We start from the raw sequence: 21810 nt of genomic DNA, 5'->3' as shown, positions 1-21810 counted from the left end.
ACAGGTGGGTGCAGGTATTTTATCTGCGCACAGCGAGGAGAGTATCATGCCGGAGGAGAAGAGAAGAGCGGAACTGAAGATCACCGGGATGCACTGCGCGTCCTGTGCTCTCAACGTGGAACACGCTCTCAAGGGCAGGGACGCTGTCTACGACGCCCGGGTCAACCTCGCAAGCGAGACCGCTACCGTCGAGTACGACCCGGCGAGGGCAACCCTTGCCGACCTTGAGTGGACGGTCTCGGACGCCGGCTACGAGGTCGTGAGGAACGAGGCCACCGTCAGGATCGGGGGGATGGTCTGCGCGAGCTGCGCGCAGGTGATCGAGGCCTCGCTCGCGGATCTCGACGGGGTCTACGAAACCCGTGTCAACCTCGCAAGCGAGAACGCACATATCGTTTACAACCCCGCACTCGTCACGATCGCGGATATCCGGGCCGCCGTCGAGGATGCCGGTTACCAGTACCTGGGGCTCGAGGAGGAGATCCCCGAGGACGTCGAGGCCCGGATGCGCGAGGAAGACCTCCGGGACAAGTTCCGGCGGTTTACCGTCGGGTTCGCGGTGAGCATCCCGCTCTTCCTCTACATGCTCTTCGGGATGCCGGGGGCGGCCGCCCTCCCGGTTTCGGTCAACCTCGTCATGCTGGCCGTCACCCTGCCGGTCTTTCTCTACGTCAGCGCCCCCATCTTCAGGGCCGCGGCGGCCGCGCTCCGGAACCGGGCGCTGACGATGGACGTCATGTATGCGATGGGGATCGGCGTCGCCTACGGCGCAAGCCTTCTCGGGACGTTTCAGATCGTCCTCACCCCGGACTTCAACTTCTACGAGACCGCGGTGATGCTCGCGGCGTTCCTGACGCTCGGGAGGTACCTCGAAGCCCGGGCGAAGGGGCGGACGTCCGAGGCCATCAAGAAACTCGTCGGCCTGCGGCCCCGGACCGCGACGGTGATCCGGGACGGCAAGGAGGTCGAGGTCCCGGTCGAGGCCGTGGTCGTCGGCGACGTCATCCTGATCCGGCCGGGGGAGAAGGTGCCGGTGGACGGGACGGTCGTCGGCGGCGAGAGTTCGGTGGACGAGTCGATGATCACCGGCGAGCCCATCCCGGCCGATAAGAAGGAGGGCGACGAGGTCGTGGGCGGCACCCTGAACGTAAACGGCGTCCTCCGGATCCGTGCCGAGAAGATCGGGAAGGACATGGTGCTCTCGCAGATCATCAGGCTCGTCAGGGACGCCCAGGGCTCGAAACCCCCGGTGGAGCGGATCGCGGACGTCGCGGTCTCCTACTTCATCCCGGCCGTGCTCGCGATTGCAACCGCCGCTTTCCTGGTCTGGTACTTCGGGCTCGGCGCCCCGCTCCTCTTTGCGCTCACGGTGCTGATCTCCGTCCTGGTCGTCGCCTGCCCCTGTGCGCTGGGTCTCGCCACCCCGACCGCCGTGACCGTCGGGATCGGCCGCGGCGCCGAACTCGGGGTGCTGATAAGAAACGGCGAGGCGCTTGAGGTCTCCGAAAAACTGACCGCGATCGTCTTCGACAAGACCGGGACGCTCACCCGGGGGAAACCGGACGTCACCGACGTCGTCACGCTCGCGGTGCCGGAGGAGCGGCTGCTTGCGGTCGCCGCGGCGGTCGAGCACAACTCGCAGCACCCGCTCGCGGAGGCGGTCGTCCGGCGGGCGGAGAGTGCGGGGGTCACCGTCCCGGCTTCGGAACGGTTCACCACCTTCGGCGGCCGGGGGGTCAGCGCCGTGGTGGAGGGTACGGAGGTGTTTATCGGGAACCGGCCGTTCCTCGAGGAGCACGGCGTCACCATCCCGGAGGGGGCGGAACGCCGGATTGCCGCCCTCCAGGACGAGGGGAAGACCGCGGTCCTGGTCGCCGCCGGGAGTGACCTCGCGGGCATCCTCGCCATCGCAGACACCCTCAAGCCGACGACGAAGCGTGCCGTTGCGGAACTGAAACGTATGGGCCTTGCCGTCACGATGATCACCGGCGACAACGAGCGGACGGCGAACGCCATCGCGCGGGAGGTCGGGATCGAGGACGTCCGCGCCGGGGTGCTGCCGCAGGAGAAGGCCGAGGAGGTCCGGGCTCTTCAGGGCCGGGGCGAGGTCGTGGCCTTCGTGGGCGACGGGATCAACGACGCCCCGGCGCTCGCGCAGGCGGACGTCGGGATCGCCATAGGGAGCGGGACCGACGTCGCCATCGAGAGCGGGGATGTCGTTCTCATCCGCGACGACCTGATCGACGTCGTCGCGGCCGTCGAACTCTCCCGGAAGGTGATGAGCCGGATCAAGCAGAACCTCTTCTGGGCGTTCGCCTACAACTCCGCCCTCATCCCCCTCGCCGCGGGGGTACTCTACCCCTTCTTCGGCATCACCTTCCGGCCGGAACTTGCGGCGCTCGCGATGGCGCTCTCGTCGGTGACGGTCGTCTCGCTCTCCCTGCTGCTCAAGGCTTATATACCTCCGGCGAAGAGAGGGACGCTGTCGGAGGCTGATGCACGTGGCAGTTGATCCGGTATGCAAGATGGACGTCGATGAGGCGAATGCGAAGTACACCGCCGAGTACCGGGGCAGGACCTACTACTTCTGCGCCCCGGGATGCAAGAAGCTCTTCGAGCGCGACCCCGAGGCGTACCTGAAGGAATCGTAACCATTTTTTGCCGGCGGGCGTCCCGGTTCGGATCGTAAAGGGCTTATACTCAAAGAATAATAGAGAATTCCTGAAACGGGGCAAGAATTATTGGCTTTTTTGATATAGCACTATGTGGTTTACGCCCGGGTGCGCCCCTGCCACGGTCAGAACCGGTAGACCGCCTTCCCGCTCCGCGTTCCCTGCCGTCCCTCTCCCGGCGCAAGGTCCGCGGCGTCGTCCGAGACTTCCCGGAGAAAGGCGCTGGCGTTGTCGGCGAAGTGAACCGCCCAGGCTTCGGGTGTCCGGGGCAGGACATCCCCGTGGGGGCCGTGGTGCGACATCAGGATATGGAGGATGTGGCCGAACCGTGCAGGGTCGACACCGGCGGAATGCTTCATGAGCGCCGCCGCCCCGATCGCCGTGTGCCCGACGAGGGTGTATTCCGGGAGCGCGACGAACGAGAACCCCCGGCGGCAGAAGCAGGACGCTTTCCCGACATCGTGGAGGAGCGCTCCGGCGAGGAGGACGTCGGTATCCATCTCCGTCCGGCTGACGGTGCTCGAAAGAGAGAGCGCAATCTCCGCGGTCTCGAGGGTGTGCTCCGCAAGGCCGCCGATGTAGGCATGATGGTGGTATTTGGCCGCCGGAGCGTCGAGGAAATCCGGGGCGTCGTTCATGACCGTTGAGACGAGAGAGGATATGCCGGGTTCCTCGATCTTCGCGGCCATACGGGCGAGCCCCAACCGGACGCTCTCGATATCGACGGGGGCATACACGAACAGGGACGGCTCGAACCTCTCCTGCGGCACCGGGTCGGCGAGGCAGGTGATCCCGTCGTTCACGTTGACCTCGCAGGTGCCGTTGAAGATCTTCGCGTAGCCCTGGATGCGGTAGATCTCGCCGGGCCGGATCGCGCGGCAGAACGCTTCGATCTGCTCCACGCTGTGATCCGGCGTTCCCCAGACCTTGCAGGCTCCTCGACCGGTCTTATCGGAGATGGCGAGCTGGATATACTTGCCGCCCCGCTTCTCGCGGAGTTCCGCAGCATCCACCACGAAAGGCGCGTCGACCTGGACGCCCCCGTTGATCTCCTCCACGAATACTGTCTTCTCAAACACCCCGATCAGCGCTCCTGTAACTACCCGTTTGCCCGGAAAGGCTTAAAGAGCGGTGGTTTGTTCCGGTTGCGATGCGTGCCCCGCTAGGGGCAGGCGGAGCATGAGAAAACGCGAAGCGTTTTCGAGCGGCGATGTTCGGCCGCGATCGCGGCCGAACGGAGATTGCGAAGCCATCAGGCTTCGAAGGCGATGCATGTCCCGCCAGGAACGACGGACGGGACGTCCGGAGTTCAGGTTACGACAGTTCCGTCGGGAGATCCCTTCACCCGAACCGGAGCCGGAGCATCCCCATCAGCATCGCCTTCGCGTCCGATGTCATCACCTTCGACTCGTCCCGGTTCTCCCAGGTGATCGGGACCTCTTCCACCCGGTAGCCGTTCCGCCGCAGCCGCCAGAGGAGTTCGACGTCGAACTCGAACCCGGTTGACCGGATGGACGAGAGAACCGTTTCAAGAGCTTCTTTCCGGAAGACCTTCGCCCCGCACTGGGTGTCCCGGTATTCGAGCCCGAAGAGCGCCCTGACCATCAGGTTGAAGAGACGGCTCTCGACCCGGCGCCGGAACCCCTGCCGCACGGGGAGGACCGAGCCCGAAACCCAGCGCGAGCCGATGGCGCCGTCGGCGGTTGCGAGGCGATCGAAGAGCCGCTCCATCTCGGATAGCGCGGTCGAGCCGTCTGCGTCCATGTAGCCGACCAAGGGCGTCGCCGCCGCCTCCATCCCGGCAACGACGCCTCCGCCTTTCCCGAGCCGGGCCGGAAACGTCAGGCACCGGATGGAGAGCGACGGGTGAGCGCCCGCAAACGCACCGATGATCGCGGGAGTGGCATCGGTTCCGTCGCAGACGAAGACGAGATGGCCTCGAAAGCCCGAGACGTCCTCGAGGAGTGACCGGATCCGCCGCTCTTCGTTGTATGCGGGGATCACCAGGGTGCAGTCCGCCGGGTTCACGCCGCCGGCGTGTGTCTCGTTCAGCATTCCAGTTTCGTGATGATGGTGTCGGCAAACTGTGCGGCAGCTTCGGGGCCGTTGGCGGTCACGACCTGCATATCGGCGACGACGGGGATTTCGAGGAGGTTCGCTCCTGCCTTCTTCATCTCGGATACCGCCGCCGGGCTCGGGTATACCGTCGCCTGCCGTCCGGCGAGGACGCCCGCCCGTGCCAGCACGACCGGTGCGAGGCAGATGGCGGCGACGACCTTGCCCTGCTCGAAGAACGACCGGACAAGGTTCCGGAGCCTTTCGCTTCCCCAGAGGTGCTCCTCCGAGCCGCTTCCGCCCACGACCACGATCCCGGCGTAGTCGCCGGGATCCACGTCCTCAAACGTCATGGCCGCCTCCGCGGTGCATCCCAGCATCCCCGTGCACGTGCCGGCGACAGTAGAGGCGAGATCGACGCCGATCCCCCCCTCCTCGAAGGTCCGTTTCGGGATCTCCAGTTCCTCGTCCCTGAACCGTTCAGGGGCAATCGCAAGCAAGAGTTTCATACGGGTCTCCTATCAGGATTTGTTCATAAGCGTATTGATGGTTGTGGAGCGTGGTCATGCTCCGGACCGGGTGCCCGGGAGCATCCGGCCGTATTTTGGAATAAGATTATTATAATAATTGGGCTATTGAAGTGCAGGCCCCGCGGCGGCGTGAGATCCGAAGGCTCTGCCGGATGCCCGGCTTTCGACGAACGAACCATGTCGGGTTGTCTCCGGCACGGAACGCAGGCCTGTTCCCGGGGTGGAGACGAGGAGAGGTACATGATGCGACGCGGCACCTGTTTCTGGATCGTTCTACTGTCGGCACTCGCGCTCGTTACGGCCGCGGGAGCACAGGCAGGGGATCCTGCAGTTATCTGGAACCGGACGTACGGAGGACCCGATGCTTACGACGCGGCACACGCAGTCGTCCCCGACCCCGGCGGAACCGGATTCGTCCTTGCCGGGGAGACGGCGTCGCCCGGCGCAAAGACGGACGCCTGGGTGATCCGGCTCGTGCCGGACGGCGGCGAGGAGTGGAACAGAACGTATGGCGGGGAGGAGGGCGACGCTGCGCACTCCATCATCCGGACCAGTGGGGGCAACCTCCTTCTCGCCGGGAACCTCACCCTCGTCACGAACGGGACGGAGGCCGACACCGATGCCTGGCTCGTGATGATGGACCCTTCCGGCGGCGAGGCCTGGAACCGGACCTACGGCGGCCCGAACGTCAACGCCTCGGCAAACGCGGTTGTCGAGGCCGAAGACGGTGGCTACGTCTTCGTCGGCTCAACCGCACTGCGGGAGGGGAACGAGTCCTCGGCCTGGGTGGTCAGGGTGAACGAGACGGGTACGGAGGTCTGGAACCGGACGTTCGGTGGAGCCGGGGAGAATGCCGCGAACGCCGTCACCCGGATCCCCGGCGGGGACTTCGTCGTTGCCGGCACCACCGGGTCTTCGGGAGCGGGCATGGCCGACGTCTGGGTGGCCCGGCTGAACGGGTCGGGTACGGAGGTCTGGAACCGGACGTTCGGCAGCCCCGACGACGATGCCGGCCGGGCGGTGATCAACACCTCCGACGGCAACCTGCTCGTCGCCGGCACGTTTACGGAACGGCCCGACAACACGACGGCCGATACCGACGCCCTCCTCATCAAACTCACGCCTGATGGGGATATCCTCTGGAACTGGATCTACGGCGACTTCGGCGTGAACGAGACGGCGGCGGCCGCCGTCGAGGTCTCGGACGGCGGCTACCTCTTTGCCGGGGAGACGGCTTACCCCGGGGTGGCCGATACCGACGCCTGGCTGGTCGCGACCGACGCCGACGGAGCGGTGGCGTGGAGCAGGACGTTCGGCGGTGTAAACCCCGGTGATGCGGCCGCCTCGCTCATCGAGTCCGCACCGGGTGAGTTCGTCTTTGCAGGGACGTTCAACGCCACGGAGAGCGGAGGGGCGGCGAACATGGATGCCTGGGTGGTGAAACTGGGGCCGGAGCCCACGCCGACACCGACACCGACTGCTACCCCGACGCCCGCGCCCACGGCGGCACCTGCCAAACCCCAGAAAGCCCCGATAATTTCCCAGAAACCACCGGTGCCGGCCGCAACGGTGACGGCCGCCCCGTCACCGGTTTCGACGGGCCAGGGTGGAGCGACGGCGGTTCCGACGGGGACCGCACCGCCGTCCCCTACCGGGGCTCCGACGGGGGTCACGACACCCGGGCCCACCGGGACGACGGCGCCCACAGCCACGCCGACGGTGACGGCCGCGCCGTCCCCGACCGTGACGCCGGCCGGCAACGATGACGACGACGACGATGACAATGACGACGATAATAACCAGACCGGCGGCGCCGGAAACGAATCGCTCTCGGGGACGGTCTGGTTCGACCTGAACGGCGACGGCGCCCGCGATCCCGGCGAGCCGGGTATCCCCGAGATCAGCGTGCGGCTGATCGGCCAGCGAACCATGCTCGACTATACCGCCACCGGCCCGGACGGGTCATACCGGTTCGGACCCATCCCCTCCGTCGGCTATGCCGGTGTTGAGTTCGTTCTCCCGGACGGGTATTCCTGCACCGTCCCGGGCCTGGACAACCACGCCGCCCCTCTCGACACGGACGTGATATTCGCCGAAGGCGGGGTCGACCGGCAGACCCTGAATGCGGGACTCGTCGGGAATCTCCTGCCCGGGACCCCGGCGGCGGCCTACGGGTGGGTGCTCGGGACGGTCTGGAGCGACGGTGACCGGGACGGAGTCCGGGACGAGGCCTACGGCCTGACGGACGTCGGGGTCCGCCTCCTGGACGCGGACGGGAACGTGGCGGCATCGACCCGGACCAGACACCATGACAGTCACTTCTCCATGTATCTCTTCGGCCCGCTTCCGCCCGGGGAGTACTCCGTCGCGTTCACCGCGCCGGACGGCTATGCCTTCACGAGTCCCGGCCCGGACAGCCACGCCGACCCCTCGACCGGGGCGACCGGCCCGTTTGCGGTCGGCGGAGGGGAAGCGGTCGTCAGGGATGCGGGGCTGTTCCTCTCCCTCGCCCCGTCTCCGGCCACTCCGCCCGGCGAGCCGGAGAATGAGGCCTCCGCCGGGGGCGGAACGGACGATGAGCAGGAGGACGATGAGCAGGGCGGGCCGGGCGTGACCGATGGCCCGGAGGTTCCGGGGAACGAGACCGTCGATGACGGCGATGCCGCCGGCGAACGGGAACCCGTGCGGGAGAGCGGCGACGACCGGAATGAGGTGAGAGACGACGGCAACGACGACCGGAATGAGGTAAAGGACGAAGATGACCGGGAGGCGGTGAAGAACGACGACGATGACCGAAAAAAGCCGGACGCGATGACGGAGAGCGGCCGGGGTGACGACGGCCGGGACGAAGACGATTGATCGGAATGGATAAGGCGGCGTCCGGCACAGGAAGTGTGCGTTCCTTCTGTGGTTCTCCGATTGTCACGGATCCCTGCTCCCGATCCGCCAGGTTGCGGAGGCCGGGATATTTTTTGTTTTCGTGGCGGAATTTGCACGGATCGTTCGAACGAACCCCCGGGGCTTCCAGGGTATGTCTCCGAGATCAATAAAAATATTAATATATTATAATGCCTATTGTGAGTCGAACCCCCTGGCCGGTACCGGATCGGAAAAAATCCCGATCCCACGGGCCGCCGAAAGATGATATGAAAAAGCATCGCGGCCTTATCGCCGGGGTTACACGCCCGGAGCGTCTGTCACGGCGTCCGGGCAGAAGAGGTGAACCGAGTGAAATTCATCAGCGTTCTTGCAGCAGTCATCGTATCAGCGTTCGTCTTCGGTTCGATCGCAAGCGCCGCAGCCCCGGCGGGGCCGGAATATGAGAAGACCGTCGGCACGATCGGAGGAACAATCTTTCTGGACGCCGACGCGAACGGCGTCCAGGGTCCCGGCGAGTGGGGCATGAGCGGCGTCGCCGTCCACCTCCTCGACGCCGCGGGGGAGCGGGTTGCAACGGCGGAGACGTTCGCCCACGCCTGCGAAGGGCTCTACATCTTCAGCGGCGTCCTGCCGGGGAACTACACCGTCGAGGTAGTCCTGCCGGAGGGCTACGGCTTCACGGTCCCCGGCATGGGGGCTCCCGGGGAGACGGCGAGCACCGTCGATGCGGCGAACGGCACGACCACCGGGATCGACCTGATGGAAGAGGCGGTTCAGATGACGGACCTCGTCGTCAGGGATGCCGGTCTGGTGCCGATCGAAGCCTGACGGCGATCGCGCCATTTTTTTTACTGGTGCTCCGCGACGTGTTTCCGGAGCATCGTGCCGGGCCTGTAGCGGTCCGCGATCTCGAGCGCCGTCTTCCGGAGAGCCGCGTGCTCCACGATGCAGGACTCCGGCGGAGCCGCCTTCCGGAGGATCTGGGAGGTGTTCTCGGTGATCTGGATGAGCTCCGTGGCTATCAGGGCGTTGAGCCAGAGGAGGTCGCGGAGCATCTCTTTGATTTCTTCGTCCTGGTTCATGGATAGAGGTGGGCGGTGCTCCCACATCAATCGTGCCGAACCGGCCGCGGCAGAACAGAAGGGTTGATTGACCACGCCGGGTAATACTTCAGGAGATTATGGGTATGCAGTTTCTGGAGTTCGCCCGCGTCTGCGAGCACCTCGAAGGAATCCCGGGACGCCTCGATATGATCGAGCAGGCCGCCGCCGTTCTTCCCCGGCTCGACGACGAGGAGCTCCCCATCTTCGTCCGGTTCATCATGGGCAGGGTCTTTCCCGACTGGAGCACCAAAAAACTCGGCGTGGGCCCGAACCTCCTCTACGATGCCGTGGCCTACGTCGTCGGGACGAAGCGGGAGACCGTCCGCGAGGCGATCAACACGACCGGCGACGTGGGCCTTGCCGTCGAGGGGCTCCTTGCAAAGAAGGAGCAGACGTCGTTCTTCATCCAGGAACTCGGCCTCCTCGACGTCTACCGGGAGTTCGAGCGGATGGCGGCCGCCGAGGGGCAGCGGTCGCAGCGGGAGAAACTCCGCGTGGCGCAGGGGCTCTTTGGGAACGCCCGCCCGCTCGAGGGTCGCTACCTCGCGCGATTGATGCTCGAGGAGCTCCGGATAGGGATGGGCGAGGGGAACATCCGCGACGCCGTCGCGAAGGCGTTCGAGGTCGACGTCCGCCTGGTCGAGCATGCCCACCAGGCGATGAACGATCTCGGGGAAGTCGCCCTCCTTGCCCGGCGCGACCCCGGCGCGCTCTCCCGCGTGACGATCGAACCGTTCCGGCCGGTGAAGATGATGCTCGCGCAGGCGGGCACCATCGCCGCCCAGGTTGAGGATCACGGCGAGGTGGCGGTCGAGTACAAGTACGACGGGAGCCGATTCCAGTTCCACAAGGTGGGCGGCGTCTGCCGGATCTACTCGCGGAAACTGGAGGACGTCACGGCGAGCCTCCCCGACATCGCACGGCTCCTCCTGGAGGCCACCGACCGCGACGTCATCCTGGACGGGGAGGCGGTCGCCGTCCGCGACGGGAAGCCCATGCCGTTCCAGTACGTCATCCGGCGGTTCCGGCGCAAGCACGAGATCGACTCGATGATGGAGAAGATCGAACTCGTCCCGAGGGTCTTCGATATCCTCTACCTGGACGGCGAGACGCTGATGGATCGCCCCCTTGCAGAGCGGCGCAAAGCCCTCGATACGGTGCTCCGTGCACACGTCGCTCCGCAGTTCCTCGCGACCGACGCGGCCGCGGCGGAGGCGATCTACGCCGAAGCCCTCGACCTCGGGCACGAGGGCGTGATGGTGAAGGTCCCCGGCTCGCCCTACACCCCCGGCGTCCGGGGCCGCCTCTGGGTGAAGGTCAAACCCGGCGTCGAGACGCTCGACCTCGTGGTCGTCGGGGCGGAGTGGGGCGAGGGCCGGAGGGCCGGGACGTTCGGCTCGTTCCTGCTCGCGGTGCAGGACCAGGGCCGGCTCCTCACCGTCGGTAAGGTTGCGACCGGGATCACGGACGAGGTGCTGGCCGAACTCTACGCCCTCTTCAAGGACAAAGTCATCGCCCGCTCCGGAAAGGAAGTCACCCTCGAGCCGGAGGTGGTCTTCGAGGTGGGCTACTCCGAGATCCAGACGAGCCCTAACTACGGGAGCGGCTACGCGCTCCGGTTCCCGCGTTTCGTCCGGGTGCGCGAGGACAAGAGCGTGGACGAGGCCGAGACCCTTGAAGCGCTCGTCGAGCGCTACGGCCGGCAGAAGAACGGACAGGGATCACTATAGAATATATCACCTTTCCCTTCACCATCAGCCCATGCAAAGCCATGAAGGAGCATTACACACCCATCTACCATTCTTCGCGTTCTTCGCGGCTTTGCGTGAGTTAACCGGCTACATGATCCTTCCGATCTACAACCTCATCCAGATTATTCTGGACACTATCGGCGCATTTAGGTAAGTTTATTTTCCTATTCCTCTACCTAACAATATGCGAGGGGATATCCGGTCGGGCTTATCGCATGTTTCTAAGAATGCCCAAGTTTCCGGAATTGTCGGCGTAGAATTGATTGCGCTGGCCATTTTCATGGGGTGGTATTTCCACTCAATACTTCTGGGATCAGCCACCCTGATCGGCCTGGTCCTGATATGGAAATATCCTATAGTCACAATCTTGGCGGCATTTATCTTCACTGCGATCTGGGGTTATCTCGGCTGGTTCATCGGGACGGCAGGGTTTGCGAACTTGGAAGCTGGGTTCGTCTTGGCAGGCGTGGGGCTCCTTATTGGATACATGATCCACTTGCGAGGATTAGGATTCATTCGGGGGCTGGAGTGATTACTCCTGGTTCCGCTACCATCGATGCGGAACCTGAGACATAATTTCCGAGATGTTCTCGTCCATAGTCGCGCAGATTAACCCCTATCTGGAGTTTTCTCCGTTGAATAATACTCTTTAATGTGCTAAAAATCAAACAGCGTCTTCTGCGTCGTGAGTTCCGGGATGAGCCTGCTGTGGGGCTGCCAGTGGTTAAACCCGATCAGCCGGGATGCGAGGTCGATCGCCTGCCGGAGATCGGCGCACGGGGTTTTCGCGCCCCGCATGGCGTTCCGCGTCGCCTCCCGGACCACCCAGGTGCCGAGCGGCGCCCAGTACTCGCCGGTGACGTTTCGCAGCACGAGCACCCTTGCCGAGCGGCGCACGCTCTCCAGGTACTCCGCGACCGCGAGGCGCGCCGAGTAGTAGGCTCCCGCGAGCGGGGAGTAACCGGATTTGGTGAGCCCTTCACCGTCCACGGCAATCGTCTCGCTCCCACCGCCCCAGAGCGACTGTCTCCCCCAGATCTCGATCATCTCGAACTTCCAGTCGCCGGGGACAAGGACGCAGACGATGTGGTTGCCGTAGAGCGAGGCGGAAAAGACCTCTATCCCGGAGAGCGCCGGATAGCGGGCGATCTTCTTCTTGAGCTGCTTTGAGACCGTGTCGTCGACCGCCGTGATCGCCCACCGGGTGGGGACGACGTGCCGCTTCTTCTCGCTCCCGAGGAGCCCTGCGGTGAGGAGCTGGGTGATCCGGTAGACGTCGGTGCCGGAGGCGGTGAGCACCTCGCAGGCATCGGTCGCGGAGAGATCGGTGTCCGACGTCGCCCGGTCGACTGCCCGGTCAACCCGGGCGTTCCCGAGGACGTCCATCTTCCGGATGGCGCCGGTGAGCCCGACCGGGGCGATCGTCCCGTCGAACCGGAGATCGAAGGAAACCGGTTTCGTAAAGCGCACTTCGACATCGAGCGGCAGGCTCGAGAGCGCGATCTCCTGGATGCTCCCGGCAAGCCCTTTCGCCTCGCCGGCGCCGCGTATCGTCCGGGCCCGCAACCCCACGATGTCGTCGATTGCAAGCCCTCTCGCTACCCAGTCCGGCGGGTGGTCGGCGTCGTCGATCATCAGCGGGCCGCCCGCGACCTTCGGGTAGCCGTAACTCCCCACAAAGACCGACGGTGCGGAGCCCTGGTAGCGGTCGCTCTGCCGGACCGGGAGCTGGGCGTAGAACCTGCTCATGATCGGGCAGCGCTCAAGTCCGCAGAGCCCTTTTCCCTTACACTCGGCGCATCGCATGCGTTATCCTCCGCGAAGATCGAGGACGATCCGGACCCTCTCCCCGAGGACGCGGAGCGTCTCCTGGACCCAATCCTCCCACGAGTCTGCCTCAAGGCCCCGGACGGCCGCAAGTTCCTGCCCGACGTCGTCGTCCCGGCCGTCCAGGACCTCGACCACCACCGATCCCGGGGCGTACCCGGGCTTAACGATGGCGTCGGCGTCCCCGTCGACCACGCCGAAGACGGGGATGCCGGAATGCGAGCAGATATGGCCGCAGACGGCGGTGGTATCGTCGCCGACGGAAAGGATCCCGCAGACCTTCTCCCCGATCTCGCGGTAGAGGGTGTGGCCGCAGTGGTCGATGACCGCGATCCGGCCCCCGCGGGAAGGGCGCTCGCCCTGCCGCGGCGGGGCCGAGCGTACCGCCCCGCTCTTGCACCAGGCTTTCCGGATCTCGGGAAGACCCGCCCGGAGGAGTTTCTCAAATCCGTGCGGTTTCGGGTCGAGCCCCGAGACGGCCCGGAGGGTTCCGTTCTCGCTCGCGAGGACGACCGTCTCCGCCGTCGCGGTCCCGATGACGATCCCGTTCACGAAGACCGCCTCCCCCGGCAGGCACCCGCGGATCTCCCGGACGCCTTTCCGCCGGGCGCCTTCGCTCTCCGCATGGACGAGGCCGTAACCGGTCAGCCGTGCAATCTCCTCCGTGAGGGTGCCGTCCCCGCGGTTCCAGCAGTAGACGGTGCCGCTCGAGGTCTCGACGTGGACGAGCCCTCCGAGCCTGCCGGCGACGATCTCACCGAATATCTTCCCGGACTCCGGGGTCTTTCCCCGGTTGACCAGGCACGCCCGCCCGGAGAGCGCGGCAAGCACCCTGCTCGGCCGCTCGTCCGTGCAGACGACCGACAGCCCGGACTCCTCGGCGGCCGTGCGGGCCATCACCCCTGCGACCAGCACCCGCCGGGGGGAGAGGAGCCCGATCAACCGCCCGACGTCGCCGGCATCGAAGGCCTCGGGGCCGTGGACCACCATGACGAGGTCGGCCGTCGGCGGGTTCATGCCGTAAACTTGGGTTTCGCGGACTATCAGGTTACCGTCCCGACGAGTTCTGGATGGGGAGGTAGGGTATCAGGGAGGAGGCGAGTTTCGCGATATCCATCGACTGCAGGACGACCCGGCCCGGCCCGGTCAGCGTGGTCAGGAAGAGCCCTTCGCCGCCGAAGAATACGGTCTTCACGCCGCCGGCGAGCTGAATACTGTAGTCGACGGTGCTCTCGAACCCGACGACGAGCCCCGTCTCGACCTTGACCACCTCGCCCGGCGCAAGCGTCATCTCCATGATGTCGCCGCAGCAGTGGAGGAACGCCTTCCCGCTGCCGGAGAGTCGCTGGAGGATGAACCCCTCGCCGCCGAACGCGCCCGACCGGAGCCTCTTCGTGAACGCGATGTCGAGGTCGATGCCCTGTTCCGAGCAGAGGAACGCGTCCTTCTGGGCGATAAAATCGTTCCCGTCAAGGTCGAGGGTGAAGATCTTTCCCGGGACGTTCCCGGCAAACGAGACGAAGCCGTCCCCGCCCTGCGGGGTGAACTCCGTCATGAAGAGTCCCTCGCCCGTCACCATCCGTTTGAGTCCCTTGAAGAGCCCGCCCTTCATGTTGGTGGTCATCTGCATGTTCCCGCTCATGTTGACCATGGCGCCGGCCTCGGCACAGGCGCTCTCGCCGGGGGCGAGGCGGAGGGTCACCATCTGCAGGTTGTCTCCGGTAATCTCGGACTGCATGCTAGAATTGTCGTCCATGTTGGGTAATTGGTCTTTTCTTTTTGTCTTGCGGGTGACGACGGCTCTTTTCCAACCCCGGAGCGGATGGCTTAATAAAAATCGGTAGCGTAACGATCTGTATGAGGAACGGATCGTCCGGCATCCGCTTCATCCCGTGCGGACGCTCCGTCGGCGTCCCGGCAGGTCACGAGAAATCGGTGTTCACGGCCGATGAGGTGGCGGCATGAGGCCGTTCGCTACCATCCTGCTTCTCTTTGCCGTGGTAGCGGCGGGAGGTGCGGAGACGGTCAGGGTCTCGCTGCCCGAGAGCGACGCACCGGAACGCGTGCTCGACGTGGTCGAATCGGTCCGGGAATTTGTCGAGAAGCTGGTGCAGATCGGCGGCGATCTGATCTCGCTCGCCCGCGACGTGCTCGGGTGGCTTGAAGCAGGAGCCGGGTATCTCGAACGCCTGATGGATCTGGCGGAGTCGGGGATGAATCTGGTGAACGAGACCGCCGAACGGGGCGAACCATCCACCTGAACTCCGGTCGGCCGGGAATTGCAGGAATCTCTCCTCCCGGGCGTTATAACCCATCGCCTTATCGTAAAGCTTATCATCTGGAAAAATAATTTCTCCGCGTGACGTCTGAGCGAGGGATCCGGACCGCGACCTACCCCGACGATGCGCCTATCGGGGACGCGTATCTTACGCACGAGGCCGTCCGGGCCGTTCTTGAGCGGCAGGACAACCGGTGCGCCGGGTGCAGCGCCGCGCTCGACGCCGGGTCGACGTACTTCGACCTCCGGCGACCGGCGATCTGCGGCGGCTCTCATACGCTCGGGAACCTTGAAGCCCTCTGCCCCTCCTGCCACCGGAATCACATGCACCGGATCCGGGAACTGTTTGCCGACCCGGTCGCCCATAGGAATAAGTAATCTCTGGCCCCCATCTCTGGTTATCATGACCTGCAGACGGGGTGTATCGCGGACGGCCGGGTGGCGGTCGACGGCCATGCGGACGGCGAGCGACCTTGCGGGGCGGGTCGCGCCCCCCTCTTCGCCTCCTCCCCATGAATGGCGCTCCTGTACGATGCGGATGCTCGATGCCGCCGTCACCCCCGGGACTGCAGCCAACTTCGCGGTCACGCTCGCGGTGACGACCATACTGATCCCCCGGATCCCGAGCCGGGCGCTCGCGATGGCTGCCGGGTTTGCCGCCAGTTCGATCCTGCGCTGATAGCCTTACTTCTTCCTTCTCTTTCGTTTCGCCGGGACGAGGCATTTCCATGCGTTGCCGATGAGGTCTTCCCGCCCGGCGGCGCAGAGCCCTTCGCAGACGATCCCGTAGTTCTCCGGATCGCGGTAGTGCATGAGCGCCCGCTGGACCCGTTTCTCCCGCCCTTTCGGAACGTAGACATCTTCGAGGCTGAAGGGGTTAAGCCCGGTGTGGTAGATGGTCGTCGAGATGCTCATCGGGGTCGGCGTGAAGTCCTGAACCTGCTCGGTGTAGAGACCGGTGTCCCTGACGTACTCGGCAAGTTCGACCATATCCTCGATCCGGCACCCCGGATGGCCGGACATGAGATAGGGGACGAGGTACTGCCTCTTCTGCCTCCCTTCCTGGAGAGCCTCGAACCGTTCGCGGAAGGCGTCGAAGACCTCGCGGAGAGGTTTCCCCATGCAGGCACAGACGTGTTCTGAGACGTGTTCGGGAGCGACTTTGAGGTGCCCGGAGACGTGGTGGGCGCAGACTTCCGCCAGGTACTCCTGGTCCTCCGGGATCAGGTCGTAGCGGATGCCCGAGGCGATGAAGACCCGTTTCACCCCCGGGATCTCCGAAAGCCGTCGGAGCAGGCGGAGCTGCTCCTCGTGGCTGCGGTCGAGCGCGGGGCAGTCGATGCAGCGGCGGTCGGGGCAGGTGCCGTCGCTCTCCCACCGGCCGCAACGGATACCGTACATGTTCGCCGTCGGCCCCCCGACGTCCTGGACAACCCCGGCGAACTCCGGCATCTTCGCCATCCGCTCCACCTCCCGGACGATCGAGTCCGCGCTCCGGCTCTGGATGATCCGGCCCTGGTGGTGGGTGAGGGCGCAGAACGAGCAGGCGCCGAAACACCCCCGGTGGGTGACGACCGAGAACCTGACCGGTTCGAGGGCGGGGATGGGCTCGGTGTAGGAGGGGTGGGCTCTCCGCGTGTAGGGGAGTTCGTAGACCCGGTCGAGTTCGTCGCCCGAGAGCGGCAGCGCCGGCGGGTTCTGGACGACGACGGTCTTCGGGTGCGGCTGGGCCACGGGCCTGCCCCGGAGAGGGTCCTGCTCGGCATAATGCATCGCAAACGCCTTTGCGTAAGCATACCGGTCCTCTTTCACCTCAGGGTAGCCGGGGATGACGACGTATCCGGACTGGTCCATGCCCCGCCAGGCCTTCTTCTCGACACGGTAGGCGGTGCCGGGGATCCCGGTGAGGTCTCTTGCGGCCTCTCCGGCGGCGAGACGGTCGGCGATTGCGACCACCTGGCGTTCGCCCATCCCGAAGACGAGGATGTCGGTCGGCGCGTCGGCGAGGATGGCCTGCCGGACGGAGTCGGACCAGTAGTCGTAGTGGGCGAACCGCCGGAGGCTCGTCTCGATCCCGCCGATGACGATGGGCGTCTTCGGGAAGATGGCGTGGATGCGGTCGGTGTAGACCAGGGTTGCCCGGTCGGGCCGCAGAAGTCTTCCCCCCGGCGAGTAGACATCCGTTCGCCGCCGCTTCAGGTTAGGCGTGAAGGCGTTCACCAGTGAGTCGACGTTTCCGGCCGAGACCGAGAAGAAGAGCCGCGGCTCGCCGAGCCGCCGGAAGTCGGCGTCGCTTCGCCAGTCGGGCTGGGCGATGACGGCGACGGAGTACCCGGCGTTCCAGAGCACCCGGCCAAGGAGTGCGGTTCCGAAGGAGGGGTGGTCGACGTAGGCGTCGCCGGTGACGAGGACGATATCGAACCGGTCGATGCCGAGACGCTCCGCCTCCGCAACCGTCATGGGGAGGTATTCCGGCTGGCCGGTCATGGGAGCATCCGGTCGAAGACCGGGAGGTTGACGCCGGTCTTCTCGTCGGGGAGCCGTTTTGCGACGATACCGACGAACTCCGTGACGATCGCTTCGATCACCAGGTAAACCTCCGCCTTCTCCCGGAGGCACCCGGCGAGCGATCGTATCCCCTTCCCCGCCGCCGCGTGAAGGTGGATGGACGGCCCGTCCTCTCCCGGGTAGATGGTCGCGAACCCGAGGAGTTCCCAGCCCCCGAATATCTCTTCGCCCCGAGGGGACGGCGGGATGACCGGCTCTTTCGGCCCCGTCACGATCTTCGCCGACCGGACGGCGCCGAGGAACTGGATCGTGCCGCACCTGATGTTCATTGCCGTGACAAACCGCTGGATCTCGCGGAGAAAGTCTTCTCCGTCGTCTATCCGGACGGTAAAGATCCTGCCGACCTGCCCTTCCGAGTACTGCATGGACTCACTCTCCTGATAGATGGTACCTCCGGGTATTATTAGTGCTTGACCCGCCTGCATGTGCGGGCAGTTATATACCCGGCCTGCAATGATCCAGTGTCCTGCGGGCGATAGAGAGAGGTGTGGCTGCGGTGGTCTGGTTCCGGGAGGTCGAGTATCTGCGGGGGTTTGCCGCCCTTGCCGTGATCGCCGTCCACGTCTCGATGAACTTCAACCGGATCCCCGAAGTGAACCTGCTCGCCCTCGTCAACGTCTTCGTCTACGTCGCCGCTCACTTCGCGGTGCCGGTCTTCGTCTTTATATCCGGCTGGGTGCTCGCGGCACGGTATTTCGGCGATTACTCGCTTTGGGAGTTCTACCGGCGCCGGGCGAAGACGATCCTCCTTCCCTACCTCTTCTTCACCGCGCTCTACCTCATGGTGACGGTCGAGGGGACGATCGGGTTCGCCGGCGTGCCTGCGCCCGGGAGGGTGGTGGAGGCCCTCCTCCTCGGGACCGCCGCCTACCACCTCTGGTTCTTCGTGCTGATCATCCAGCTCTACCTCGTCTTCCCGCTGATCGCGAGAGGCTACGACCGGTTCGACCGGGGCGGGGCGGCGCTCTTTCTCCTCCTCGCCCTCCTCTTCGTCCAGATTCTCTGGAACGCGGGCGCCCACCTTGCAGGAGCGTTCGCGGGCACCGAGTGGTACACGGTGCTGATCCGCCTCTTTCCGTCGCACCTCCTCTACTTCGTCCTCGGGATCCACGCCGCCCGACATACGGAGCGCTGCGGCTCGGCGCTCCGCTCTCTCCCGGCGGCGTGGGTCATCACCGCGGCCGGTGCGGGCGCCCTCCTCATCGGCAGCATGTGGGCGTCGGCCGTGCTCCGCTACGGGAGTATCTCCGGCGCGACTCTCGCGGTCTTCTGCATCTATCGGATCCTGGAGCCGTTCTACTACGTCCCCGCCATCGCCGCGCTCGTCCTCGCGGCCTGGCGGCTGGAGGAGAGAGGGGGCCGTCCTGCAGGTGCCCTCCGGTCCTTCGGGGAGCACTCCTATGGGATATACCTCGTCCACCCCCTGTTCATCGCGGCCGTTGCGGGTCTCTGGGCCTCCCTCACGGGGCTTTCGTGGGCGGACTGGGAGACCTACCCGGCGGTCTTTGCGGCGGCGGTGCTCGCGAGTTATACGGTGGTGCGGGTCCTCTCCGGCGTCCCGTATGCCGGGTGGCTGCTCGGGGGGTCGCGGGTGCGGCGGAGGCCGCTGCAGTGAAGAGTGTGCCTTAAATCCGACACCGTCGGGTTCGCCGCACGATCTCGCCCCTGGAGGAGGCCCCGATCGTTCGCGGCCGCTCACGGTGGCGTTCTGCAGCACGGCCGATAATCTATAAAAAGATGAGGACCCCCGGGGATGCGAAAGGAGATGGGCAGAATGGCACAGGAACTCCAGAAGAGCGAAGAGCAGGCCGCCGGCCGCGGCACGATCGAGGGTGGACAGACTCACAGGGAGAGGAATCCTATCCGGATCACTGCAGAACCGGGAAAGCAGGAGGTTTTCGTCGTCCGGGAGTTCGACGCCCCGCGAGAACTGGTCTTTCGGGCCTACACCGATCCGGAACTCTTCAGGCAGTGGATCGGCCCGCGGGGTCTTTCTACGAGGATAGAGACGTTCGAGTCGCGGAACGGGGGCAGCTGGCGGTATGTTCAGACGGACGAGGAGGGGAACGAGTACGGGTTCCACGGGGTGAATCACGATCTGACTCCTCCCGAGCGGATCATCCAGACCTTCGAGTTCGAGGGGCTCCCGGAGTCCGGCCACGCCGTCCTGGATGTGGCGAAGTTCGAGGAACTGCCCGGCAACCGGACGAAATTCACCGGTCAGTCGGTCTTTCTCTCGGTAGAGGACCGCGACGGGATGATGGAGTCCGATATGGAGGAAGGCATGAAGGACACCTTCTCCCGCCTGGATGAACTCCTGGAACGGCTGCAGAAGTAGGGTCGTCGGGGAGTGCGAGCGAAGCGAGCCTGAGCACCGCTAGGTGCGAGGTGCGATGCTCCGGAGAACGACTGTCCGTAGGATGCGATGGCCCGCTGGGCCGGAGCTTGAGAAACCCAATGGGTTTCGGACGGGAGTTTGAGAAACGTGACGAATTTCGAGGGGGGCGAAGCGAGCTCGAGCACCGCTAGGTGCGAGGTGCGATGTTCCGACGGAACAGAGCATGAGAAGCCGTTAGGCTTTGAAGGGGGAGAACCCCCTCCCCGTCCGAGGCCGCGTGCGTCTCCCGAAGATCGAACGTACTGTTTTAGTGCTCATACAGGTTGCAAATCGCCAGGTGCGGCTTCGAGTGTTAGGGGATCTTTGCCGCGGCACGTTCGGCAAGGTCCTTTAAGAGTTCGTAATCAGGGGATGGTCCGTAGGTGAAGAACCTCTCGTAGACATCGCCTTTCGTGAATATGATGCAGTAACTCTCGTATGCCTCGCCCGATCCCGAACCCGTGCCCGGTGTCCTGTAGCTGATGCAGCGGTCGCCGATGTCGGGCGCCGGCAGCTCTTCGGCGTTTCGCGGCGGCACCAGCCCCCGGTAGTAGTTCTCGTCGGCCTGCACCATCTTTGCTGCGTTGCCCGGGGGGAAGATCATGACGAAGTGCCGGATATTCCTCGTGGTCGGAGGAGACGGTTTCTCCGTTGCGTACATCATCGAGTACTCCTTCAAGCAGCCGTAGTCTTTTGCTCTCCGCATGATGAGCCCGCTCTCGATCTCGTTTGCGGTATAGATGATGATGTTCCCGGGGAGTTCCGAACGCTCGAGCAGGTACGGACTGTCGGGGAGAACCAGTGTTCCGTTCCCGCTCGTGGGAGCGGTGACCATTGAGGCGGGTGCAGCGAGCAGGAGGGTGATAATCCCGAAGACTGCAACGACAGGCAGGAACGCTGCGGCGCAGACGGCACCGGCGGCTCTCTTCGTCGAGACGTGGTGGAGTTCCCTGATCCCGACGTACTGGGGATAGAGCGTCGAGGCCGCTCCGCCTAAGAGCCCGAGGATCGGGATCCAGGCGATGATGTAGAACGGGGTGTAGGAGTACATCGCCGCCTTGAGGGTCTGCCCGATCCCTCTCCGTCCCCCGAAGATGTAGACCCATATATGGAGCCATACGCCGATGGCGAGCGGCATCATGACGGTCGCGACGAGCAGGACCACGAAGAAGTCCTGGGGCCGGAGGGCCTGGGCGGCCAGCGACCACCTCGTCGCAATCGGCATGCCGGGGAGGGTGTAGAGCGTGGCGGTCATCAGCAGGGAGAAGAGGGCCGTGAGTTTGAGGAAGTGGAAGAGCGCGGGTGCGAGATGCTCTTCTTCGAGCTCCCGGAACGTATCTGTCGTCCTGAAGAAGATGCCCGTTATCTTCCGGGTGAACGAGTAAGGCATGCTTTCTACTTTGATACCGGTATAATAGGTCTGTCGATTTTTTCTGAAGATGCGTACGGCGCTGGTCCCGATCCCCCGACGCCTGCCGCGAAAAGAAACGCAGTAGTCCGAGATTACACATCACACTCTCATGGGAAGTGTACGATTACCTGCATGAAAACGTGAGAAATATCTCCCGATTCATCGACGGCCTCTTCCGGAATATTGTCTCCGGAAAGAACCATTTAGAAGTAAATTTTCGCAAAAACAGTGATGGGCTCGCTGAGATTCGAACTCAGGACCTCCGCCATGTCAAGGCGACGTCATAACCAGCTAGACCACGAGCCCGTGTCTGCCCGACGATCAATAAGGTTGGTGCTCCGGGTATAAAATTATTGTC

The 21810-nt window shown here is 64.7% G+C and carries 21 protein-coding genes and 1 tRNA gene; 11 read left to right on the top strand and 11 right to left on the bottom strand.

Going from position 1 to position 21810, the window contains the following annotated elements; genetic code table 11:
• The first annotated feature begins 46 nt into the window (after nt 1-46).
• Nucleotides 47-2512 carry a heavy metal translocating P-type ATPase gene (locus SZ63_RS03755; RefSeq protein WP_048181413.1) on the top strand — a complete coding sequence of 822 codons (2466 nt, stop codon included), beginning with the start codon at nt 47-49 and terminating at the stop codon, nt 2510-2512.
• Between the two features lie 13 nt (nt 2513-2525).
• Nucleotides 2526-2651, top strand: coding sequence for a YHS domain-containing protein (locus SZ63_RS12610; RefSeq protein ID WP_394298769.1), 126 nt, complete (start codon nt 2526-2528; stop codon nt 2649-2651).
• A 146-nt stretch (nt 2652-2797) separates the two neighbouring features.
• On the opposite strand, the gene SZ63_RS03750 is transcribed toward SZ63_RS12610, so the two are convergent.
• The 3 genes from SZ63_RS03750 to SZ63_RS03740 all read right to left on the bottom strand — a co-directional run bounded on the left by SZ63_RS03750 (nt 2798) and on the right by SZ63_RS03740 (nt 5236).
• Nucleotides 2798-3751, bottom strand: a complete 954-nt coding sequence (locus SZ63_RS03750; RefSeq protein ID WP_048181411.1) for an HD domain-containing protein — start codon at nt 3749-3751, stop codon at nt 2798-2800.
• A 262-nt stretch (nt 3752-4013) separates the two neighbouring features.
• Nucleotides 4014-4727 carry a dolichyl-phosphate beta-glucosyltransferase gene (locus SZ63_RS03745; RefSeq protein WP_048181408.1) on the bottom strand — a complete coding sequence of 238 codons (714 nt, stop codon included), beginning with the start codon at nt 4725-4727 and terminating at the stop codon, nt 4014-4016.
• Nucleotides 4721-5236 carry a DJ-1/PfpI/YhbO family deglycase/protease gene (locus SZ63_RS03740; RefSeq protein ID WP_048181405.1) on the bottom strand — a complete coding sequence of 172 codons (516 nt, stop codon included), beginning with the start codon at nt 5234-5236 and terminating at the stop codon, nt 4721-4723. The genes SZ63_RS03745 and SZ63_RS03740 overlap by 7 nt, the downstream gene beginning before the upstream one ends.
• 261 nt (nt 5237-5497) lie before the next feature.
• Between SZ63_RS03740 and SZ63_RS03735 the strand changes: the two genes are divergently transcribed.
• Nucleotides 5498-8116 carry an MSCRAMM family adhesin SdrC gene (locus SZ63_RS03735; protein WP_241481233.1) on the top strand — a complete coding sequence of 873 codons (2619 nt, stop codon included), beginning with the start codon at nt 5498-5500 and terminating at the stop codon, nt 8114-8116.
• A gap of 369 nt (nt 8117-8485) precedes the next feature.
• Nucleotides 8486-8965: an SdrD B-like domain-containing protein gene (locus tag SZ63_RS03730; RefSeq protein ID WP_048183534.1), complete on the top strand. Its 480-nt coding sequence runs from the start codon at nt 8486-8488 to the stop codon at nt 8963-8965.
• A 20-nt stretch (nt 8966-8985) separates the two neighbouring features.
• Here the strand turns inward: SZ63_RS03730 and SZ63_RS03725 are convergent, their stop codons facing one another.
• Entirely contained in the window at nt 8986-9219 is a 234-nt protein-coding gene (locus tag SZ63_RS03725; RefSeq protein WP_048181402.1) for a hypothetical protein, read from the bottom strand.
• 104 nt (nt 9220-9323) lie between these two features.
• Between SZ63_RS03725 and SZ63_RS03720 the strand changes: the two genes are divergently transcribed.
• Together SZ63_RS03720 and SZ63_RS03715 are read left to right on the top strand one after the other, a co-directional pair.
• Nucleotides 9324-10970, top strand: a complete 1647-nt coding sequence (locus SZ63_RS03720) for an ATP-dependent DNA ligase (protein WP_048181399.1) — start codon at nt 9324-9326, stop codon at nt 10968-10970.
• 205 nt (nt 10971-11175) lie between these two features.
• Nucleotides 11176-11523: a hypothetical protein gene (locus SZ63_RS03715; protein ID WP_156168355.1), complete on the top strand. Its 348-nt coding sequence runs from the start codon at nt 11176-11178 to the stop codon at nt 11521-11523.
• A gap of 125 nt (nt 11524-11648) precedes the next feature.
• On the opposite strand, the gene SZ63_RS03710 is transcribed toward SZ63_RS03715, so the two are convergent.
• From SZ63_RS03710 to SZ63_RS03700, 3 genes are read right to left on the bottom strand one after another with little or no spacing between them, the layout of a single operon-like run.
• On the bottom strand, nt 11649-12797 hold the full coding sequence (locus SZ63_RS03710) for an Nre family DNA repair protein (protein WP_048181393.1): 1149 nt from the start codon (nt 12795-12797) through the stop codon (nt 11649-11651).
• 3 nt (nt 12798-12800) lie between these two features.
• The gene (locus SZ63_RS03705) at nt 12801-13835 is read right to left on the bottom strand and encodes a DUF2117 domain-containing protein (protein WP_048181390.1); all 1035 of its coding nucleotides are present in this window, start codon (nt 13833-13835) and stop codon (nt 12801-12803) included.
• 31 nt (nt 13836-13866) lie between these two features.
• Nucleotides 13867-14556 carry a TIGR00266 family protein gene (locus SZ63_RS03700; protein WP_156168353.1) on the bottom strand — a complete coding sequence of 230 codons (690 nt, stop codon included), beginning with the start codon at nt 14554-14556 and terminating at the stop codon, nt 13867-13869.
• 223 nt (nt 14557-14779) lie between these two features.
• Between SZ63_RS03700 and SZ63_RS03695 the strand changes: the two genes are divergently transcribed.
• From SZ63_RS03695 to SZ63_RS12885, 3 genes are all read left to right on the top strand, one after another.
• A complete protein-coding gene (locus tag SZ63_RS03695; RefSeq protein WP_048181384.1) occupies nt 14780-15079 on the top strand; it encodes a hypothetical protein in 300 nt (99 codons plus the stop codon).
• Nucleotides 15080-15177: 98 nt separating this feature from the next.
• The gene (locus tag SZ63_RS03690) at nt 15178-15474 is read left to right on the top strand and encodes an HNH endonuclease (protein WP_241481232.1); all 297 of its coding nucleotides are present in this window, start codon (nt 15178-15180) and stop codon (nt 15472-15474) included.
• A gap of 25 nt (nt 15475-15499) precedes the next feature.
• Nucleotides 15500-15775 (top strand): hypothetical protein, encoded by a 276-nt coding sequence (locus SZ63_RS12885; RefSeq protein ID WP_156168351.1) that lies wholly within the window; start codon nt 15500-15502, stop codon nt 15773-15775.
• A gap of 5 nt (nt 15776-15780) precedes the next feature.
• Here the strand turns inward: SZ63_RS12885 and SZ63_RS03685 are convergent, their stop codons facing one another.
• Both SZ63_RS03685 and SZ63_RS03680 read right to left on the bottom strand, forming a co-directional pair.
• Entirely contained in the window at nt 15781-17583 is a 1803-nt protein-coding gene (locus SZ63_RS03685) for a YgiQ family radical SAM protein (protein ID WP_048181381.1), read from the bottom strand.
• Nucleotides 17580-18029 (bottom strand): PPC domain-containing DNA-binding protein, encoded by a 450-nt coding sequence (locus SZ63_RS03680; protein ID WP_048181379.1) that lies wholly within the window; start codon nt 18027-18029, stop codon nt 17580-17582. The genes SZ63_RS03685 and SZ63_RS03680 overlap by 4 nt, the downstream gene beginning before the upstream one ends.
• Nucleotides 18030-18151: 122 nt before the next feature.
• Between SZ63_RS03680 and SZ63_RS03675 the strand changes: the two genes are divergently transcribed.
• The gene (locus SZ63_RS03675; RefSeq protein ID WP_241481231.1) at nt 18152-19279 is read left to right on the top strand and encodes an acyltransferase; all 1128 of its coding nucleotides are present in this window, start codon (nt 18152-18154) and stop codon (nt 19277-19279) included.
• A 159-nt stretch (nt 19280-19438) separates the two neighbouring features.
• Nucleotides 19439-20002 carry an SRPBCC family protein gene (locus tag SZ63_RS03670; RefSeq protein WP_082122636.1) on the top strand — a complete coding sequence of 188 codons (564 nt, stop codon included), beginning with the start codon at nt 19439-19441 and terminating at the stop codon, nt 20000-20002.
• Nucleotides 20003-20354: 352 nt separating this feature from the next.
• Here SZ63_RS03670 and SZ63_RS03665 read toward each other — a convergent pair whose 3' ends face one another.
• Together SZ63_RS03665 and SZ63_RS03660 are read right to left on the bottom strand one after the other, a co-directional pair.
• The gene (locus SZ63_RS03665; protein WP_048181376.1) at nt 20355-21431 is read right to left on the bottom strand and encodes a YIP1 family protein; all 1077 of its coding nucleotides are present in this window, start codon (nt 21429-21431) and stop codon (nt 20355-20357) included.
• 253 nt (nt 21432-21684) lie between these two features.
• Nucleotides 21685-21758 (bottom strand) — tRNA-Val (locus SZ63_RS03660).
• Nucleotides 21759-21810: the final 52 nt, after the last annotated feature.

Source organism: Methanoculleus sediminis (assembly GCF_001017125.1).
Classification (GTDB): Archaea; Halobacteriota; Methanomicrobia; order Methanomicrobiales; family Methanoculleaceae; genus Methanoculleus; species Methanoculleus sediminis.
Note: the sequence above shows the minus strand (reverse complement) of the source record. Positions and strands in the feature narration are given on the sequence as shown.